Origin of the sequence: Okeanomitos corallinicola TIOX110 (assembly GCF_038050375.1) — a bacterium.
In the GTDB taxonomy this organism is placed as follows: domain Bacteria; phylum Cyanobacteriota; class Cyanobacteriia; order Cyanobacteriales; family Nostocaceae; genus Okeanomitos; species Okeanomitos corallinicola.
Genome location: NZ_CP150886.1, coordinates 3,022,335 through 3,041,602, shown reverse-complemented (window position 1 = coordinate 3,041,602; position 19,268 = coordinate 3,022,335). Strand labels below are relative to the sequence as shown.

Below are 19,268 nucleotides of genomic sequence, written 5' to 3'. Positions count from 1 at the left end.
TAAAATCCAAGATTCCCATCAAAGTAACAGCCTAAAAATTATTAAATCTTGGATATCCTAATTCAAACAATCAAAATTTTATCTATTTTTTTTCCCCTTCTGCCAACTTTGACTATTAGGCTTTTTAGCAAACTCCCCTTGAGGAAAAAGTCGCGCTTCTAACTCTTCATAACTACCTTCAAAATCACAACTTCCATAAAGTGGACATTGACGACAATAAACCCCTTTTGTGTAACGTTCTAAATTTTCCCGATTGAAAAAATAAGGTTTGTGACTGAAGGTACTCGCGACCCATTGCCATGACATATTATTACTAGCAGGATCACCATCTAATAAATGTTGTAAAAACCATCTTGCACCGGCTTGCCATTGAATCCGTCGCCAGTGGATAATATAAGCTGCTAACCACATTCTAATATGGTTGTGTAAATAACCGGTTTCCCGCAATTCTTGACTAAAACTATCAACACAAACCATTCCCGTTTTCCCTTCAGAAATATCAGCGGGTAATTTTGCTGCATAGTCTGCTGGTTTATACCCAGTTTTATATTCTTCCTGATTTTCCCAAATACCCTTTCCTAACTTAATATACAGCCTTTGCCAGTAGTCACGCCAACCTAATTCATTGATTAACTTACTAGCATCCTCTGAATTTTTGACCCGATCTAAAACATCATCTCGAATTTCCCGCAAACTCAATACACCATGACGAATGTAAGGTGATAACCTAGTAACTGCACCAGTTAAAGAATTACGTGTTTTCGCGTAGGCTATAGGATCTACTTTTTTGAGAGTTGCTGCTGCGGCTTTTCTGCCTCCCAGAGTAGCACTGATGTGATCATCTCTTTCTGCTGCTTGGGGAAACTCCGAACGGAGGTAAGCTATTAATTCCTCTCGACTGGTAAAATCACTTAGCATATATTAGTTATTGTTGGCAATTGGATTTTAGTGACAACCAAAATTATAAACGTTTAAATGATAATACCATTAAAACCATCTACTGCATCTACTTTTGATCATCTCAAATCTCAAATCTAGAATTTAACAAGGAGTCAATAATGGAAAAACAGCCATCTTTGCAAGAACAACAAGGTTACTATCGCTATGATCCTAATCATTTAGACCAAAAGGGATATGCAAGATTATTTCCCTACACTGGGGAAGATGGAACTATCCGTTATATAGCTAAAAAGTTAGGAGAAGATTTATTAGCACAGGGTAAACTATCAGCACCTTGGAGTTTATTGATTAATGAATTAGATCAGAAACTTGGTGATTTAAAAGAAAACTGGTTTAATATCTCGACTTTATTGGTAAATTGTCAGGTTTTCCAGTCTGGTTGGTTCAATTTTGATTTACCCCCCAATGAACAATTTAATAGTAGTTATATTCAGGAAAGAAAGAAATTAATTCAAATTATTTCAGCTATTAAAAAAGCTGTGGAAAAAGTAGATCAGAAATTACCACCAAGTCAAAAAAATGCTGAACAAAGAAAGTTATTTTATCAAGCATTAACTAAAGATGGTAATTTTCAAACTCCTGTGATGAGTTTCATTCATCAACGGGATGGTGGTTTAAGTGATCGGGAATTTGTCCGTCAACGTTTAGCTGGTGCTAACCCCACAATTATCCGCAGAGTCCAAGCAAATGATAAGGATTTAATTCAAAGTTTAGCTACTCAACCTTATAAATTAGCTAATAATGGTGGAGTTGATTTAATTAAATCTGCTAGTGAGAATAAATTATTTATTGCTGACTATCCAATTTTCAAAGATCTGCAAATTACAGACTTGCAAAATGGTAAATATGTGGGTAGTCCGGTTGCTTTATTTCATCATACAGATAAAGGCTTAGAACCTGTATTAATTGAATTAGAAAAAGGTCGTATTATTACCCCTGCAATTTCTGGAGATTTAGCAGATGATTGGATGAGAGCTAAATTGTATGTGCAAACTGCTGATGCTACTCACCACGAATTAATTGCCCATTTGAGTTATACTCATTTAGCAATGGAAGCCTTAGCTATTGCTACTCCTCGACAGTTACCAACTAATCATCCAGTCTATCAATTATTATCGCCTCATTTTAAATTTTTAATTGCCATTAATCACCGAGCAAATAGTATTTTATTAGAACCAGGTTCAGCAGTTGATAATTTATTTGCTCCTACTTTGCCGACTTCTTATAAATTGACAAATAAAGCCTATCGAGAAAAGTCTTTTTGGTATTATTCCTTGTTAAATGATATTGAAGTTAGAGGCATAGAACCCAAATTATTACCAGACTTTCCCTATCGAGACGATTCTTTGTTATTATGGGAGGCGATCGCTAAATACACAACACGCTATTTACAACGTTATTATCCAGATGATAAAGCAGTTGTCCAAGATATTTATTTACAAAATTGGGCTGAAGAATTAGGCGCTCCTTTAAACACTAGACCAAAATCAGATTTTCCCCACATCCCCGCTTGGTTACCTCAAGAATTAATCACAGCATCAGGAATAGAACCCCAAGAATTACCTTCCTATCCCCGCGTTCCTGGGTTTACAAAAATAGGTAGTTTGCAACAGTTAATAGACATTGCTACTATCGTGATTTTTACCTGTGGTCCCCAACACGCAGCTTTGAATTTTAGTCAATTTGATTATTTTGGTTATGCACCTAATGCACCCTTAGCAAATTATAGTCGTCCAGGTACACCAGCTACTTTAGAAGAATTTCTCCCACCAACATCAAAAGATTTTCAACAAATGCAGTTAAGTTTTGCATTAGGTGGAATTAATTGGAGTAAGTTAGGAAGTTCTGATCTAATTCAGTTTGCAGATAGAATTGATCGGCAAATTCTCAACCAATTTCAAAATGATTTATGGGAAATTGAAAGTAAAATTAAATCCCGAAATCAGCAACGTTTAATTAATAGCGGTGTTGAATATCCCTATCTTTTACCTTCTCGCATTCCTAATAGTATCAATATTTGAGGAAAAAAGATTTATAATAATTAACCGCAGATGTAGCTTGCTTCCCGAAGGGTACGCGGATAAACACAGATGTTTATTCAGGTTTATCTGTGGTTAAACTAAATTATCAATCATCTAACATGACAAACATTCCCGAAATTGGAAAACCAGCACCTAATTTTTCCACCCCAGATCAAAATGATCAAATTGTGAATTTAACTGATTTTTCACAGTGGGTAGTCCTTTATTTTTATCCTAAAGATAACACACCTGGATGTACAACAGAAGCCATAGATTTTACTAATTTATCCGCAGAATTCACTGCTTTGAACGCCAAAATTATTGGTGTAAGTCCAGACTCAAGTACATCCCATTGTAAGTTTATTACTAAGCACAATTTATCAATTACCCTATTAACTGATCCCGAACATCAATTAATAGAATCCTACGGTGCTTGGGGATTAAAAAAATTCATGGGTAAAGAATATATGGGTGTAATTCGTTCCACTTTTTTGATTTCACCTGATAAAAATATTACCCATGTTTGGTCAAATGTGAAAACAAAAGGTCATGCACAAGCAGTCCTGAAAAAACTGCAAGAACTAAGCGTGAAATAATAAATTAGTAGTGAGCGATAAATCGCTCTCTTGAGAATTACCCAAATCTAAGTACGCACAGTTTCCGGCCAAAGTTCTTTTAAAGCAGATGGCATCATCTGTAAAACATCTGCAATTTCTCCTGGGGAAACTCTTTGAGACATTACCTTAAAAACAGCACGAACTAAAGTTTCTGCATCAATATCAGCATTAACATTGCGGAAATAATGATCAATATGCTGTAAAAATTCTGCCTTGGTTTTATCTTTAGTTGGTTTTGCACCAGGTCGCCAATTTTCGTAGTAAAATCCCCGTAAAAGAATTGGTAACTGCGCTCCTAAATGTGCAGCTTCTTCCACCGTTAAGCGATCGCGCAAAGTGTGTAATGTAGCTCGCAAACCTTGAAAAACTTGATGTTTATTTTCCCACTTTAATTCTTTTTCTAATTCATTTATCCAAGGAATTGTTTTTTGTATCGTCGCATCAAAAGTATCTAATCCTGTCATTGTCATAGTTATTTCTCCAGTTGCTATTGACAAAAATTTGAAATCTGATAAATTAGAGTGGCTTTTAGGTAAATAAAAAACATCCTTATAAACCCAAACTTTAAACCACAATATATTTACTAACTTCTAGCTAACGGAGCATAATTTTATAATTAACTATCTATCCCCAGGGATAGACATAAAACAAAATCATCTTGAATATCAATTCCCAGCAAATAAAAACCCCTATAAAAACAGATATTAAAGTATAACTTACTCTGTTGATAGAGTTTAATTTATTTTTGGGTTTTTCTTCATTTAAATGATATTATTTATTGATTATCTTAATTATTAGCAGCAGAATTTGTCTCAGCTTCTTGGGTTGGCACAACTACCGCAGAAGAATCCGTACTTTTAGACGACTGTGTCGGCATTACAGGTACAACGACAGAATTTTTAGGTGTTGGTGACACAGGTATAACTACAGAATTATCTAATTTTTTCGGCGGGGATGGACTCTTATTTTCAATCATAATTGAAGGGGTATTTTCTGGAGATGGAGTCGCTTGAGGAGATGATTTAGATTTAGCTTCTCTCAGTTTCTCTATTAGGGATGGAGTGGAAGTAGTTACAGGTTCAGGAGTATTTTGCTGAGTTTTACGTCCAGGAGTTTCTGCGGAATTATCTTCAGGTGCAGTTTCTGGGACAACATCATTCTCAGGATTAGTTTCTGGAGTAACAGAACGTTTACGCCAGCGCTGTCGTGTAGATACGGACTCACGAGGGGAAAAGATAGGTGTAGGTTGAGGTGATGTATTCCTAACTACAGGTTTTGAAGTAGTAGGTTCTTCAGCAGGTTCTTCCACCAGTGGCTGAGGTTCTAACCGTGATTGAGATTTTAATAACATCCTTGTCATACTAAATCCTGCCATCACAGTGATCAAAAACGCACCAACACCTATAAATACTTTCGATGTAATGATTTTCTCGGATGCCTTAACAGCGGTTTTTGCCCCTAATGCAATGGAACTCGGACTAGGAAGTGAAACAGACGGTGGTGTTTGCCGCTTTTCTGATTGAAAAACCGATAAATCAACAGTTGGCGCTGGTTGAGTCAGTGACTGGGGAATTCTTTCCCAGCCGTTGCCCGGTAGTAATTGTAACCATTCTGCCACTGTAGCTGGACGAAATTTAGACTCTAACGCCATACCCCTCATGATGGCTTGGTTCGTAGATGCACTAATATGGGGTTGCAACTCACGAGGAGAAGGCATAGGTTCTCTATCCCGTAATAAAGCTGGTGTAGGAACTTGTCCTGTTAAAAGTGCATATAAAGTTGCAGCCAAACCATAAACATCAGTTGCTGGGGTGCGTGGTGCTTGAGTTAAATACTGTTCAATCGGTGCATAACCCTCACTAACTAAACCAGTGTGAGTTTGTTTAACACCACCGTTAAATTCTCTAGCTATACCAAAATCAATTAAAACTACTTCCTGCGCTCCTAGGCGAAGAATAATATTATCAGGTTTAATATCTCTATGCAGCAACCCGTTATTGTGTACCACCTGCAAAGCTGCCCCAATTTGGCGGATATAATGAATCCCTGTCTCCTCCGACAAAGGTATCCCAGGTAACACAAAAGCTTGACCTAAAGTATCTCCGGGAATGTATTCCATTACCATGTAAGGTAGACCATTCTCCGTAAAAAAGTCACTCACCCGCACAATATTAGGATGAATGCAAGTAGCTAATCTTCTAGCTTCATCTTGAAATTGACGCTCAAATTTAGGAAAATCTGGATGTTGTCTGAGGCGTTCATTAATAGTTTTCATCACCACTTCTTGACCTAAGTAATGATGCGTAGCTTTGAAAGTAACACCAAATCCACCTCTCCCTATTTCTTGGGTGATGGTATATTTTCCATTCTGTAAAATTGTACCTGTAAACATAGGAAATTTTGAGTCCTAAATGAGTAGCTGATACTCCGCTCAACGGTTTTGTCTCTATAACTTTAACAGCTAGTTCTGAAGAGAGGAAATTTATGATCGTTTTAGAGTTGGGGAGTTCTGGACAGTTAAAAGGGAGTGTTTGAACACAATAATAGTTCCAAAATACAAAAATTCCGGCAATGACAAGGAAGAATATGGTGTATTTTGTTTAAGAATTAAGTAATTACAAGAAACAATTAATTATGTGAGTAATCAAAAACCACATCATTTTTGTAAAACTATACAACCAGAAAATAAAATTTACAGCACAAAAAATCATCCTCAACCCAACTCAGTCATGAGACCAGATTGCTATGATTCACTTATAACGAAAGCTAAATCTTTCACTAAACTATTAAATTCATAAATGGGCAAGAGGAGACTCGAACTCCTACACCTTTCGGCGCCGCATTTTGAGTGCGGTGCGTCTACCAATTCCGCCACTCGCCCTTGGTAGTAACCCTGTTATTATAACCTAGTTTTTCAATTTTAGCAACAGGTTATAGAAAAAATTTTTTCCGAGTCATACAAACAGAGTAGGCGATCGCCCATTTTCCATTCTCATCTATAAACCCCTAATACCCAATTCCAAACCCTCACAAACACCCGTGAGAAAATCCAAATCCAAACTAGCAATAGTATCGCTAGGTTTGTGATAATTAGGATTTCGCATAAACGCCGTATCCGTCACCATCATAGCCGGATAACCTTGATCCCAAAACGGTGCATGATCACTGAGTCGAGTTTGAGGAACAAATAAGCCCCGATTTGGGGTAGTTAGCCATTGACTAGAAACACCAGCCTTACTCATATTGCGGCTGAGACTGATTAAATCCCCCAAAGTTCGCAAATTACCAATTAAACCGATAAAATCGCCACGACTGGGGTAAAACTTATCCAAAAACCCTGGATACTTTTGCGAACCGGCAGTAGAATCCTTATAACCTAACATCTCCAAAGAAATCATCAACCGCAGACGTTCCCCCTGTTGGTGTAATAAAGCCGCATAATCAGCACTACCCAACAAACCATACTCCTCCATATCAAAAGCTATCAGACGTAAAGGATATTTGGCGGGTTCTTGGGCGAAACTTCTCGCCAACTCCAATAAAACCGCCACCCCAGTAGCATTATCATCAGCAGCCACAGTCCCAGGTACACCATCATAATGAGCGCCAATTAAAATCAGTGGTAAATTCACCGGATATTTTCTGGGCTGGGCAGGTAAATTTAAAATCAGGTTACTACAGCTTTTACTACCAACTTTAAAGGTGTGGATTTCCACACTTCCATATTGGGAAAATTGTTGGCGAATGTATTCTTGCACGAAGAAATGTCCAGCACTGGCTATGTAAGGATCTCGTTCCCGTGCTACTTCTTGGAGATGATTGAGTAATCGTTGTTTTAAAGTCAAAATAAAGATTGGTGATTAGTAATTGGTAATGAGGAAATATGCAAATTAGTAGAATGCCAGAGAGAAAACTTTTCCTGATGACTAATGACTAATAACTACTGACTAACCGCTGCAAATGCTATCCTAGTTTGTCAAGTGGCAGCTTGAGCTAAAATTTCTGTAAATGATGATAATTATACCATTGGGCGGTTTTCATCATTCAATAGCTAGTTATTAGCACCGCTGCCCAATCGTAATATATATGTAGTAAGAAAAGCACCAGGAGATGAGAAACGCATGGGCAAAGTAGTCGGCATAGACTTGGGTACAACCAACTCAGTAGTCGCCGTGATGGAGGGTGGCAAGCCGGTGGTAATTGCCAATGCTGAAGGTATGCGAACCACTCCCTCCGTCGTTGGCTTTAGTAAGGAAGGCGAACGGGTGGTTGGGCAAATGGCCAGAAGGCAAACAGTCCTCAATCCTCAAAATACGTTTTTTGGAGTGAAACGCTTTATCGGTCGCAGGTACGCTGAACTTAACCCCGATTCCAAGCGTGTACCTTACACCATTCGTAAAGATGAAATGGGTAACATTAAAGTTACCTGCCCTCGATTAAATAAGGAATTTGCCTCAGAAGAAATTTCAGCTATGGTGCTGAAGAAATTAGCAGACGATGCTAGTCGTTATTTGGGTGAACCTGTTACTGGGGCTGTCATTACCGTTCCTGCCTATTTTAATGATTCTCAACGCCAAGCCACCCGTGATGCGGGGAGAATAGCTGGTTTAGAAGTATTGCGGATTCTCAATGAACCTACCGCCGCATCCTTAGCCTACGGATTAGATCGAGGTGATATAGTTACCATCTTAGTATTTGATTTGGGTGGTGGTACTTTCGATGTTTCTGTTCTAGAAGTTGGTGATGGCATATTTGAAGTAAAATCCACCAGTGGAGATACCCAATTAGGTGGTAATGATTTTGACAAAAAAATAGTTGATTGGTTGGCAGAACAGTTTTTAGAGACAGAAGGGGTAGATTTAAGACGCGATCGCCAAGCGTTACAAAGGTTGATGGAAGCAGCCGAAAAAGCCAAAATAGAACTTTCCGCCGTCAGTGTCACAGATATTAACTTACCCTTCATCACCGCCACAGAGGATGGACCCAAACATTTAGAAACTCGCCTCACCCGTTCCCAGTTTGAAGGCTTGTGTACAGACTTAATCAGCCGGATCCGCAAACCAGTCAAACGGGCGTTAAAAGATGCCGGACTATCACCTGTAGATATTGAAGAAGTGGTATTAGTAGGTGGTTCAACCAGAATGCCAATGGTAAAACAACTGGTAGAAGATTTAATCGGTATTGAACCAAGCGAAAATGTTAACCCTGATGAAGTAGTAGCCGTAGGTGCAGCCATTCAAGCTGGTATCCTGGCTGGGGAAATGAAGGATGTACTACTGTTAGATGTTACACCCCTATCATTAGGTTTAGAAACCATTGGCGGTGTCATGAAAAAATTGATTCCCCGGAATACAACTATACCAGTACGGCGATCTGATATTTTCTCTACCTCTGAAAATAACCAAAACAGTGTAGAAATTCACGCCGTCCAAGGGGAAAGGGAAATGGCCGCCGATAATAAATCTTTGGGGCGGTTTAAGTTGTATGGCATTCCCCCAGCACCTAGAGGTATTCCTCAAATTCAAGTATCTTTTGATATTGATGCCAATGGGATTTTACAGGTAACAGCTTTAGATCGGACAACCGGTAGAGAACAAAGTATTACCATTCAAGGTGCATCTACCTTGAGTGAGTCAGAAATCAATAGAATGATTCAAGATGCTCAAAAATTTGCTGATGTTGACCGTCAAAGGAAAGAGAGGGTAGAAAAACGGACTCGTTCAGAAGCCTTGATTTTACAAGCGGAACGGCAATTAAGGGAAGTGGCCTTAGAAATGGGAATGCAGTTTGCTCGCAACCGTCGTCAACGCATTGATAACATTTGTCGGGAACTGCGCGAAAGTTTAAAAGATGATGATGATCGCGGCATAGATCAGGCTTACTCTGATTTACAAGATGCTCTCTATGAGCTAAATCGAGAAGTCCGTGAGTATTATGCTGATGATGAAGATGAAGACTTGTTTGGAGCTATCCGTGACATCTTCACAGGTGATAAAGAAAAGGATTATTTCAAAGAAGGCTATCGAGAACGAGACACATACAACCGAGATTACGGTAGAGACTATGATCAGGATTATGGCAGAGATTATAGTCGTGGATCTAGTCGAGAAAATCGTTCACCCTATGATAGTCCTCCACCACGGCGCAGTCGTCCTAGTTACCAAGATAACTGGGATGATGATGATGATTGGCTATAAAAGAATTTGGGATTTGGGATTTGGGATTTGGGATTTTAGATTCACGAGTCAGGAGTTCTGGGAGTTCAGAAGAATTAACCTTTTGTCTTTTACCTCTTGCCTTCTTCCACTGATAACTGATAACTGATAACTCACTATGCAAAACTTGCAGAATTTCCGCGATTATTACGAGATTTTGGGAGTCACAAAGGATGCTTCCAGCGAAGAAATTAAAAAGGTTTATCGCCGACTAGCAAGGCAATATCATCCTGATTTAAATCCTGGCAATAAAGAAGCAGAAGAAAAATTTAAGACTGTTGGTGAGGCTTACGAAATTCTCTCCGATCCCAGTCGGCGATCGCAATATGATCAGTTTAGTCGCTATTGGCAACAAAAAGGCTTTGCTAGTGGCAGCAAACAAACACCAAAACCCAAAGGTTGGGGAGAAAATCGTACTAACAGCCGTACTACCCAAAATGTAGATCCCAGCGAATTTCCTGATTTTGAAAGTTTTATTAATCAAGTTATTGGTGTTAGCAGTCGCAAAGAAACCAAAAAACCACCAACAGGTGCTACTACAGATCCATTTCGCTCTACTAGAACTAAAGTTGCTTACACAGTTAATACTCCACCGCGAACTGCTCGCAGAGATATAGAAGCAAGATTAACTTTACCATTAGAAAAGGCTTATCAAGGTGGTAATGAAAGAATACGTTTAGAAGATGGGCGATCGCTCGAAGTAACTATGCCCCCAGCTATGGTAACAGGTCAAACCATCCGCTTACGTAATCAAGGCATTGGTGGAGGAGATTTATACTTAAAAATTACCGTTGATCCCCATCCGTTATTTAAACTAGAAGGCACAAATATTTTCTGTCAAATTCCTGTAACTCCCAGTGAAGCTGTTTTAGGTGGACAAGTGGAAGCACCTACCTTAGATGGTCCAGTGAAAATGACCATTCCACCCGCAGTCAGATCCGGTCAAAGATTTCGGTTAGCTAATAAGGGTTATCCCATAGAAGGTGGAAAACGAGGTGATCAATTAGTAGAAATTCAGATAGTTACACCTAAAAATCTCACAGATGCAGAACGGGAGCTTTACGAAAAATTACGGGAAGTTGAAAGCTTTCAGCCTCGTAGTGATATACTCCTTTGATACTGCTAATATGGTGTTTTCAGAAGTCTAAAGTGCTAGGAACTCAAACAAATAGTCACTAAGCTGTCTTTTTTTGAAACATCGAGTAAGCGTATCAACTTACTCAAGATTTTGAATGCAATTTTTAAAACCCCTAATTATAGAATTGGTTTTTGCTATGGGCAGTAAAATTAACCCTCTTCTGTCACTTTCCAAGAGGGTGATCTCTAGAAGATTTACCAGTCAATCAATACAAGCTGTCCTATGAAAAGAAAATAGCTATTTTATGGATAAAAATCTTTTTTTTCAAAATCCCGAAATTAAAACTTGTTATATTTTCCCTTGCATTTTAATACTTCCCGCTTCACAATCACGTAACCACAGCTTAACAGCTTGAGCGATCGCCCCATCACTACTATTTCTAGGAGGAGCGATTGGTAATTTTACAGGATATTCACCAGTTTGAGTAAACATCATCACCACCTGCCAACCCATGTGAGTCTTCGTCAAAAACAACCAGTGAAACTGCTGTAACTCCACAGCCTTTTTATCAATATACTGTCGTTCCACAGTTGTAAACAAAACCTGGTCAACCCCTTTTGATTCATACTGATCAGCAACATCAATACTAGGATTCAAAGGTAACTCTTTTAACTCAGGCTTACCCGCCGCCAAAATATAAGGATAAATATCAACATCACGACTCAGACGACGGGAACGTTGAGTAACACGGTTAGCATAGCTAGGTAAATTTAACATTAACTGAGTTATTAAACTTTCCAAACTTTGCTGAGAACAAGAATTACTCAACTCTGAATTTATAGGCTTAGAAGAGAGATTTTGCGAGAAAACAGGAGAAACAAACACAAAAGAAAACAAAACAAAATAAGGAAACAGCAAAACCAAGTTTTTCAACATCAAATAATTATTTTCTCCTATACTATCCAGTTTTTTCATAAGTTCTAACAAAATCTATACCCTGTAAAAAATATTATGTCATGATTTAGGCGGGCAAGATGCCCACCCCACAAAACTCAGAAAACTCTTCCTTTGCGCCTTAGCTTCTTTGCGTCTTTGCGCGAAACAAAACCATAGTAACCTAACCTACCTCAGAACAAACCTTCTCCCAAGCCAGAACCGGATCAGCAGCAGCAGTAATAGGTCTTCCAATCACCAAAAAATCCGCCCCAGCTTGAACAGCTTGAGCAGGAGTGAGCGATCGCTTTTGATCACCCTTGTCAGCCCAACTTGGACGTACCCCCGGACAAACCAGCAAAAAATCCTTTCCGCAACTTTCCCGTAACTGTGCCACCTCTTGAGGAGAACAAACCGCCCCATTCAAACCCGAACTTTCAGCCAAAAGAGCCATTTCTAAAGCAAACTCCGGTAATTCTAGCGGAATCTTTAAATCAAACGCCAAATCTCGCGCCGAAATGCTAGTTAACAAGGTAATAGCAATCAAGTTAGGTGGTTTAGTTCCCGCTTTTTCCGCTCCCACCTGCACAGCTTCCGCCGCAGCTTTCAAGCAATCTTTACCACAATTTGCGTGAATTGTCAACAAATCTACCCCATAACCAGCAGCAGCACGACAAGCGCCAGCCACAGTATTAGGGATATCGTGAAACTTCAAATCCAGAAAAATCCGCTTTTGGCGAGACTTTAGCACCTCCAGAATAGCTGGGCCAGTGCTAGTAAACAATTCTAAACCAACCTTCCAGAATGTTACCTGGGGAAGTTTATCCACCAGAGCGATCGCACTTTCTAAATCTGGAACATCCAAAGGGACAATAATTTTGTCAGTCATTGGTTCTTAGTCATTGGTCATTAGTTATTAGTGATATTTTCCCTTTACCCTACTAAACGCACAAAATTCTTTTTACCAACTTGTAAAACCTTACCGTATAAATCACTAGGTACATTAAAAGTAGTATCTACATCAGTGATTTTTTCACCATCTAAACGCACACCACCCTCTTGAATTTTCCGCTTTCCTTCTCCTGTACTTTTACATAAACCACAAGCACCAAGAATAAAAGCTAATTTAGCTGGAAATTGAGCTACAGCAGCCAAGGAAAACTCTGGTAAAGAACCCTCCTGACCACCACTTTTTGCTGCTTCCTTAGCCTCATTAGCAGCCTCTTCACCGTGATACTGACGGACAATTTCCCAAGCCAAAAATTCCTGGCGATCGCGTGGGTTTTCTGGCAGACTATCCAAAGGTAAATCAGTCAACAACTCAAAATACTGAGAAAGTAAATCATCAGGAACAGCTTGCAACTTCTGATATTTCTGAGCCGGATGTTCAGAAAGTCCCACATAATTACCCAAAGACTTCGACATCTTTTGTACACCATCTGTCCCAATCAAAATTGGTAATAACAACCCAAACTGAGGTTTTAGACCGAAATGACGTTGTAAATCTCTACCCACAGCAATGTTAAATTTTTGATCAGTTCCTCCCAACTCCACATCAGCTTCAACTGCCACAGAATCAAAACCCTGCATCAGAGGATACAGGAACTCATGGAGAAAAATAGGACTCTCCTTTTTGTAACGTTCTGCAAAACCTTCCTTGGCCAACATCTGTCCTACCGTCATAGTAGAAAGTAACTCCAGAATTTTTCCCAAATCCAAACGGGAAAGCCATTCCGAGTTATAACGCACCTCCAACCTGCCAGGTGTGTCAAAATCTAAAATAGGGCGTACCTGATCCAGATAGGTTTGAGCATTTTGCGCCACATCTGCCTCAGTCAGTTGACGACGCACATCAGACTTACCCGTAGGATCACCAATTCTAGCCGTAAAATCACCGATAATCAAAACAGCCATATGACCAGCATCTTGAAACCCACGCAGTTTTCTAACTGGTATACTATGACCTAAATGAATATCTGCACCAGTCGGATCAATACCCAACTTAATTCTTAAAGGACGATCAGCATTAACTAAACGCTTTTCTAAACTTTCAGATTCATTATCACCATCATGGGGTTGAGGAAAAATTTCTGCCACACCACGATGCAACCAAGAGAAGTTTTGAGCCATACTATAGAATTCGTTGTGAACTACACTTTGCACTTGAGAAAATATCCAGTAGAAGTTAACTGGCCAATTATCCGTTTTCTGCCTTGCCAGACTACTATAATTGCAAAAAATTAAGCGATTTTTTTGATTCCATCAATTACATTTATATTTATTAGTGAGGAAGTGAAACCACCGTGTCTTCTAGGACTTTTGCAAACAAACACCCCAAAGAAAAAGTTTCCCCTGGGTTTGAATTTTTTAAAGGCGTAGGACAAGTCACTGGCGCTACCCTATTATCTATCACATTACTGTCAAGCTCCATTGTCGCCGGAGGTCTAGTTGGTTTAGCCATCAGTTTCCGCAATCTGCCAGATGTGAGACAATTACGTAACTTCATCCCCTCAGAAACTACATATATATACGATGTTAAAGGTAGACTTTTAACTAGGATTCACGGAGAAGCCAACCGAGAAGTTGTACCTCTAGATCGAATTTCCCCCAATCTCAAACGAGCAGTATTAGCCAGTGAAGATGGTCACTTTTATAATCACCACGGAATTAACCCCACTGGTGTTGGTAGGGCTGTAGTAGTTAACCTAATCGCAGGTGGTGTGAAAGAAGGTGGTTCTACAATCACCATGCAATTGGTAAAAAACCTCTTTTTATCTCAAAAGCGTGCCTTTACTCGTAAGTTGGCAGAAGCCGTACTAGCCATTCGCTTAGAACAAATTCTGACCAAAAACCAAATTTTAGAAATGTACCTCAATCAGGTTTATTGGGGTCATAATAACTATGGTGTGCAGACAGCAGCCCGGAGTTATTTTAGCAAATCAGCCGAATTTTTAACATTGGGTGAATCAGCCATGATGGCGGGTTTAATTCAAGCTCCAGAAGATTTCAGCCCTTTTGCCAGCATGGAACGGGCAAAACAGAAACAAAAAGAAGTTTTGGGACGGATGTTAGGTCTCAACTGGATCACCCAAAAAGAACATGATGATGCTCTCAAACAAGAAATTAAACTAGGTCGGATTAGATCCTTTGGAGGCAGTGCCTTACCTTATATTACCAATAGCGTCGCCCAAGAATTAGCCAGTAAATTCGGTCGTGATGTGTTGCTCAAAGGTGGAATGCGGGTACAAACTACAGTTGACACCAAATTCCAAGAAATGGCAGAAGGCACTGTCAAAAAATGGCACAGAAGACTCTCAGGACAAGGCTTATACAAAAACCAAATCGCTCTTGTCGCCATTGATCCCCGCACACATTTTGTTAAAGCCCTAGTAGGTGGCGTGGATTCTAAAACCAGCGAATTTAACCGTGCCACTCAAGCCCAAAGACAACCAGGTTCTGCTTTTAAGCCTTTTGTTTACTATACTGCTTTTGCTACTGGTAAATATACACCGAATAGTATAGTAATGGACACTCCCGTTAGATATCGAGATGGTAGTAACTGGTACTATCCCAGAAATTACGATGGTGGTTTCAGCGGTGCAATGTCAATTCGTACAGCCTTATCTCAGTCCCGCAATATTCCTGTCATTAAGCTGGGTAAAGCAGTGGGTATGAATAGAGTTATTGAAACCTGTCGCACCTTGGGTATCAAGAGTCCAATGGAACCGGTTACTTCTTTACCTTTGGGGGCTATTGGTATGACTCCCCTAGAAATGGCTAGTGCTTACGCTACCTTTGCTAACTATGGTTGGCAGTCACCATCCACGGTAATTGTTCGTGTCACTGATAGTAGTGGTAATATCTTGCTGGATAATACACCTAAACCTCAACGAGTCCTTGATTCTTGGGCATCAGCATCAACTATAGATATATTGCAATCAGTAGTAAATGGTGGTACGGGTAAAGCCGCAGCGTTAGGTCGGCCAGTTGCTGGTAAAACAGGTACAACTTCCTCAGAAAAAGATATTTGGTTTGTAGGTACAGTTCCCCAACTTACTACCGCCGTTTGGGTAGGAAGGGATGATAACAGACAACTATCCAGCGGTGCAACTGGTGGGGGTATGGTTGCTCCTATTTGGCGCGATTTTATGGTACAAGCTCTCAAAGGTGTACCTGTCGAGAGGTTTAAATCTCCTTCTCAGTTTCCACGTCCTAAGTCAAATTAAAGGTGACAAGTGAGAGGTGACAGGTGACAGGTGACAGCAATTACTCATAACTGGCAACTGAAAACTTACCTGTCATGACTGCTTTTCTAACTCAGCTTTCATTCTCTCCAAAGTCATGTTCATCTGCTCGAACATTTGTTGGGGTGTAACTCCAAACTGACCTAGTTGAGTTTTTAGCTGTTGTACTGTCATTTGTGCCATAAAATCCTCGGATAGCTCGAAACGCTTCATGAAAACGCGATATCGATCCATCATGCTTTCCATTTGCTCAATAAACAGCTTTTTGCCCTCGCGGTCAAATTTGCCGTAACTATTGCCAAGTTGAATTAGTGCTTGATAATCTTCAAACAATTGCTTGGCTTCTTGCTGAACTATCTCAGAATCAAAAAATCCCATTTTGCTTCTATTCAACTGAGGTTTGTTACTCAGTAGCTTCAATTTTTTCTGTATTTCTATTTTAGTCTAGTCAACTAATCTAGAAAACAAACTCATTTGATAGTACGGTTTTTTACCGAAATTTCACTACTTGACTGGCAAATCAATAATTTTTCATCGCTCTTTGAATGTCGCGTTGGTCTTGACGACGTTTCAGGTCTTCTCGCTTGTCGTAGATTTTCTTACCTTTACATAAACCTATAGTGATTTTTACCCAACCCCGTTTTAGATACATTTTTAAGGGAATTAAGGTTAAACCCTGCTGTTCTACCTTCCCAATTAGTTTCCGCAGTTCTTGGCGATGCAGTAATAACTTACGGGTACGGCGTGGTTCGTGATTAAAGTATTGTCCACTGGACGTATAAGGAGATATATGGGCATTTATTAACCATGCTTCACCATTACGCAGCAAAGCATAGCCATCTTGGAGATTTACTTTACCTGCACGGATTGATTTAACTTCTGTTCCTGCTAACTGAATTCCAGCCTCGTAGGTTTCTAAAATTTGATACAGATAACGGGCTTGACGATTGTCGGTGATAACTTTGTACCCGTCGCTTTGGCTTTTCTCACTCATTGAAAATCTTTCTTTTTGTTAAATGTACGTTTTAAGATACTTGGTAGTTTGAATAAATAGTTTTAGATTAGCTTGATTTTACTTTTAGTTCAATCTATAATCATAGCAATAATTGATTGCTTAAGTTTTAAAAAAATAATAAGTTTTATCTATAGTCATTAAAAATTTAACATTTTCTTTATAAATCATTTTCAATCAAGTCACTGGTGAGTCATGCTGTCATAGTATGAAACAGAAAGACTTCATCACTGACTGTTTTTAATTAAGTAAGTTGGTGCGAAAAAAACGAGGTATGTTACAAAATGTAAAATTACCTAAAAACCTCTTCCCTCCTGCCTTCTGCCTTACCCTAACGATAAATATTCGTGCCTACCTACTTAGTAGTGTTCATAATTGCAAAATACAGAGTAAAACAACACTAGGGGTGTACTATCAATGCCCTTTAAAATCCTTGTAGTAGATGACGATTTGGGAACTCGTCTATCTATTAGCGATTATCTTGAACTGTCTGGCTATTCAGTCATAATGGCTGATAATGGTCAGGATGGTTTGGCTATGGTAAAAGCAAACTATCCAGATTTGATTGTCACAGATATTGTCATGCCACGGTTAAATGGCTATGAACTGGTGCGTCAAGTGCGGCAACAGCCACATTTTAGGTTATTACCTGTAATTTTGTTAACAGCAAGAACCAAGACTCAAGAAAGAATATTAGGCTACCAATCAGGTTGTGATTTATACTTACCCAAGCCTTTTGAACTAGAAGAGTTAGCTGCCGCTATTCGTAATTTGTTGGAGCGATCTAGGATTATTAAATCCGAGTATCTTTTGTCTTATCAAGATAATTTAGATGCCTTGCCTTCCGCAAAAACACTAACTGAATCAAAATCTGTAGCTCATCAAAATAATTCTTCTGAGCTATTTTCTTCATTAACTACCAGAGAACAGGAAGTATTAGAACTGCTCACCTATGGTTTATCTAATGCTGATATTGGCAATAAACTACACCTAAGTCCCCGCACTGTGGAAAAATACGTCAGCAGTTTACTGAAAAAAACAGAAACCAGCAATCGGGCTGAATTAGTACGCTTTGCCATTAAACATGGTCTAGTTGAGTAGTTGAGGAGGAAAAATTAATTTTTCACCCCCTACAACCTTCTGTGATCTTGATTTTTTACATAACCAAGTAGACCTTCACAGGCATCCATTAGTAGGTCAATGACATAATTAAATCCCTCCGAGCCGCCATAATAAGGATCGGGAACTTCCTTGAGAGTGTGAACAGAGCAAAAATCACACATCAAACGGACTTTGTGGTGATATTCTCCAGAACGGTCAACAGCAAGGATATTGTCATAGTTTTCTTGATCCATGGCTAAAATCAAATCAAACTCTTGAAAGTCTGATCTTTGAAATTGACGGGCTTGACCACGGAGTTTAATTCCTAACTTTGCAGATGCAGCTGCACTCATGCGTCGGTCTGGTGGGCTACCGATATGATAACTAGAAGTACCAGCAGAATCACAATCAATGTGATCGCTCAAACCAGCTTGATCAATGAGATGATTCATAATATTTTCGGCTGAGGGGGATCGGCAAATATTACCCAGACAGACGAACAGTAATTTGTAGGACATATATTCAGTTATCAGGATTATGGCTACGCCACGCTGCGCTATCAAGGAGTCAGGAGAAGATAGGGTGAGGGGGTGAAAGGGAAAAATATTTTTACCAATCACCAGTTACCCATTACCCATTACCCATTACCCATTACCAATGACTATAAACCAGGTAATTCTAGTCCACTGGTTAATTCTTCCATCCGTTCCCGCATGGTTGTGGTGGACTTAGTATAGGCATCTTTCATAGCTACTGTAACTAGATCAGAAAGTAACTCTGAACCTTGTGCCATCGCTTCCGGGGAAATTTCCACTCGTTTGGGTTCTTGGTTGCCACTGACAACAACTTTTACCAGTCCACCACCAGACTCTCCCTCAATCTCCATTTGTTCCAATTCTTCTTGGAGACGTTTTGCACCTTCTTGAACCTGCTGTGCTTTTTGAAAAGCAGCGGCTAGTTCCTTCATTTTTCCTAAACCAAAACCAAAGCCTTGTCCTTTTCCTGCTGTCATAATTAATTTTCCACTTATGCTGTGAATAACAAATCAAATTCAATTATAGATGGGGTGGGTAATTGGTAATGGGCA

General features: G+C 39.4%; 17 protein-coding genes and 1 tRNA gene. 6 read left to right on the top strand and 12 right to left on the bottom strand.

The features are described from left to right. Positions 1-78: 78 nt before the first annotated feature. Positions 79-918 carry an FAD-binding domain-containing protein gene (locus WJM97_RS13195; protein ID WP_353929261.1) on the bottom strand — a complete coding sequence of 280 codons (840 nt, stop codon included), beginning with the start codon at positions 916-918 and terminating at the stop codon, positions 79-81. Positions 919-1,058: 140 nt separating this feature from the next. On the opposite strand from WJM97_RS13195, the gene WJM97_RS13190 reads away from it, so the two are divergent. Both WJM97_RS13190 and bcp read left to right on the top strand, forming a co-directional pair. Further along, on the top strand, positions 1,059-2,981 hold the full coding sequence (locus WJM97_RS13190; RefSeq protein ID WP_353929260.1) for a lipoxygenase family protein: 1,923 nt from the start codon (positions 1,059-1,061) through the stop codon (positions 2,979-2,981). Between the two features lie 119 nt (positions 2,982-3,100). Next, complete coding sequence (bcp, locus tag WJM97_RS13185) at positions 3,101-3,577, top strand: thioredoxin-dependent thiol peroxidase (RefSeq protein WP_353929259.1); 477 nt, start codon at positions 3,101-3,103, stop codon at positions 3,575-3,577. Positions 3,578-3,624: 47 nt separating this feature from the next. Here bcp and WJM97_RS13180 read toward each other — a convergent pair whose 3' ends face one another. From WJM97_RS13180 to WJM97_RS13165, 4 genes are all read right to left on the bottom strand, one after another. Next, the gene (locus WJM97_RS13180; RefSeq protein WP_353929258.1) at positions 3,625-4,068 is read right to left on the bottom strand and encodes a DUF2267 domain-containing protein; all 444 of its coding nucleotides are present in this window, start codon (positions 4,066-4,068) and stop codon (positions 3,625-3,627) included. Positions 4,069-4,385: 317 nt separating this feature from the next. Continuing rightward, positions 4,386-5,990, bottom strand: a complete 1,605-nt coding sequence (locus WJM97_RS13175; protein ID WP_353929257.1) for a protein kinase — start codon at positions 5,988-5,990, stop codon at positions 4,386-4,388. 407 nt (positions 5,991-6,397) lie between these two features. Further along, a tRNA-Leu gene (locus WJM97_RS13170) sits at positions 6,398-6,479 on the bottom strand. A gap of 115 nt (positions 6,480-6,594) precedes the next feature. Further along, positions 6,595-7,443 (bottom strand): M28 family peptidase, encoded by an 849-nt coding sequence (locus WJM97_RS13165; protein WP_353929256.1) that lies wholly within the window; start codon positions 7,441-7,443, stop codon positions 6,595-6,597. A gap of 276 nt (positions 7,444-7,719) precedes the next feature. Between WJM97_RS13165 and dnaK the strand changes: the two genes are divergently transcribed. Beyond that, positions 7,720-9,795, top strand: a complete 2,076-nt coding sequence (gene dnaK, locus WJM97_RS13160; protein WP_353929255.1) for a molecular chaperone DnaK — start codon at positions 7,720-7,722, stop codon at positions 9,793-9,795. Between the two features lie 136 nt (positions 9,796-9,931). Further along, complete coding sequence (locus tag WJM97_RS13155) at positions 9,932-10,930, top strand: J domain-containing protein (RefSeq protein ID WP_353929254.1); 999 nt, start codon at positions 9,932-9,934, stop codon at positions 10,928-10,930. A gap of 309 nt (positions 10,931-11,239) precedes the next feature. Here the strand turns inward: WJM97_RS13155 and WJM97_RS13150 are convergent, their stop codons facing one another. From WJM97_RS13150 to tyrS, 3 genes are all read right to left on the bottom strand, one after another. After that, on the bottom strand, positions 11,240-11,866 hold the full coding sequence (locus WJM97_RS13150) for a hypothetical protein (protein ID WP_353929253.1): 627 nt from the start codon (positions 11,864-11,866) through the stop codon (positions 11,240-11,242). Positions 11,867-12,008: 142 nt separating this feature from the next. Continuing rightward, complete coding sequence (gene pyrF / locus WJM97_RS13145; RefSeq protein WP_353929252.1) at positions 12,009-12,713, bottom strand: orotidine-5'-phosphate decarboxylase; 705 nt, start codon at positions 12,711-12,713, stop codon at positions 12,009-12,011. A 44-nt stretch (positions 12,714-12,757) separates the two neighbouring features. Then, positions 12,758-13,954, bottom strand: coding sequence for a tyrosine--tRNA ligase (gene tyrS, locus WJM97_RS13140; RefSeq protein ID WP_353929251.1), 1,197 nt, complete (start codon positions 13,952-13,954; stop codon positions 12,758-12,760). Between the two features lie 173 nt (positions 13,955-14,127). Between tyrS and WJM97_RS13135 the strand changes: the two genes are divergently transcribed. After that, entirely contained in the window at positions 14,128-16,050 is a 1,923-nt protein-coding gene (locus WJM97_RS13135) for a transglycosylase domain-containing protein (RefSeq protein ID WP_353929250.1), read from the top strand. A 72-nt stretch (positions 16,051-16,122) separates the two neighbouring features. On the opposite strand, the gene WJM97_RS13130 is transcribed toward WJM97_RS13135, so the two are convergent. Both WJM97_RS13130 and smpB read right to left on the bottom strand, forming a co-directional pair. Then, on the bottom strand, positions 16,123-16,446 hold the full coding sequence (locus WJM97_RS13130) for a DUF1825 family protein (protein ID WP_353929249.1): 324 nt from the start codon (positions 16,444-16,446) through the stop codon (positions 16,123-16,125). Positions 16,447-16,588: 142 nt separating this feature from the next. Further along, positions 16,589-17,062, bottom strand: coding sequence for an SsrA-binding protein SmpB (gene smpB, locus WJM97_RS13125; RefSeq protein ID WP_353929248.1), 474 nt, complete (start codon positions 17,060-17,062; stop codon positions 16,589-16,591). Positions 17,063-17,497: 435 nt separating this feature from the next. Here smpB and WJM97_RS13120 point away from each other — a divergent pair, with 435 nt between their 5' ends. Continuing rightward, positions 17,498-18,181 carry a response regulator transcription factor gene (locus WJM97_RS13120; RefSeq protein ID WP_353929247.1) on the top strand — a complete coding sequence of 228 codons (684 nt, stop codon included), beginning with the start codon at positions 17,498-17,500 and terminating at the stop codon, positions 18,179-18,181. A 29-nt stretch (positions 18,182-18,210) separates the two neighbouring features. Here WJM97_RS13120 and WJM97_RS13115 read toward each other — a convergent pair whose 3' ends face one another. Both WJM97_RS13115 and WJM97_RS13110 read right to left on the bottom strand, forming a co-directional pair. Beyond that, complete coding sequence (locus WJM97_RS13115; RefSeq protein ID WP_353929246.1) at positions 18,211-18,699, bottom strand: low molecular weight protein-tyrosine-phosphatase; 489 nt, start codon at positions 18,697-18,699, stop codon at positions 18,211-18,213. Between the two features lie 143 nt (positions 18,700-18,842). Further along, a complete protein-coding gene (locus WJM97_RS13110) occupies positions 18,843-19,193 on the bottom strand; it encodes a YbaB/EbfC family nucleoid-associated protein (RefSeq protein ID WP_353929245.1) in 351 nt (116 codons plus the stop codon). Positions 19,194-19,268: the final 75 nt, after the last annotated feature.

Excerpts from the sequence above, each read along its gene's own strand:
- WJM97_RS13195 (WP_353929261.1), bottom strand. The coding sequence starts at position 918 with ATGCTAAGTGATTTTACCAGTCGAGAGGAATTAATAGCTTACCTCCGT.
- WJM97_RS13190 (WP_353929260.1), top strand. The coding sequence starts at position 1,059 with ATGGAAAAACAGCCATCTTTGCAAGAACAACAAGGTTACTATCGCTAT.
- bcp (WP_353929259.1), top strand. The coding sequence starts at position 3,101 with ATGACAAACATTCCCGAAATTGGAAAACCAGCACCTAATTTTTCCACC.
- WJM97_RS13180 (WP_353929258.1), bottom strand. The coding sequence starts at position 4,068 with ATGACAATGACAGGATTAGATACTTTTGATGCGACGATACAAAAAACA.
- WJM97_RS13175 (WP_353929257.1), bottom strand. The coding sequence starts at position 5,990 with ATGTTTACAGGTACAATTTTACAGAATGGAAAATATACCATCACCCAA.
- dnaK (WP_353929255.1), top strand. The coding sequence starts at position 7,720 with ATGGGCAAAGTAGTCGGCATAGACTTGGGTACAACCAACTCAGTAGTC.
- WJM97_RS13155 (WP_353929254.1), top strand. The coding sequence starts at position 9,932 with ATGCAAAACTTGCAGAATTTCCGCGATTATTACGAGATTTTGGGAGTC.
- WJM97_RS13150 (WP_353929253.1), bottom strand. The coding sequence starts at position 11,866 with ATGAAAAAACTGGATAGTATAGGAGAAAATAATTATTTGATGTTGAAA.
- pyrF (WP_353929252.1), bottom strand. The coding sequence starts at position 12,713 with ATGACTGACAAAATTATTGTCCCTTTGGATGTTCCAGATTTAGAAAGT.
- tyrS (WP_353929251.1), bottom strand. The coding sequence starts at position 13,954 with ATGGCTCAAAACTTCTCTTGGTTGCATCGTGGTGTGGCAGAAATTTTT.
- WJM97_RS13130 (WP_353929249.1), bottom strand. The coding sequence starts at position 16,446 with ATGGGATTTTTTGATTCTGAGATAGTTCAGCAAGAAGCCAAGCAATTG.
- smpB (WP_353929248.1), bottom strand. The coding sequence starts at position 17,062 with ATGAGTGAGAAAAGCCAAAGCGACGGGTACAAAGTTATCACCGACAAT.
- WJM97_RS13120 (WP_353929247.1), top strand. The coding sequence starts at position 17,498 with ATGCCCTTTAAAATCCTTGTAGTAGATGACGATTTGGGAACTCGTCTA.
- WJM97_RS13115 (WP_353929246.1), bottom strand. The coding sequence starts at position 18,699 with ATGTCCTACAAATTACTGTTCGTCTGTCTGGGTAATATTTGCCGATCC.
- WJM97_RS13110 (WP_353929245.1), bottom strand. The coding sequence starts at position 19,193 with ATGACAGCAGGAAAAGGACAAGGCTTTGGTTTTGGTTTAGGAAAAATG.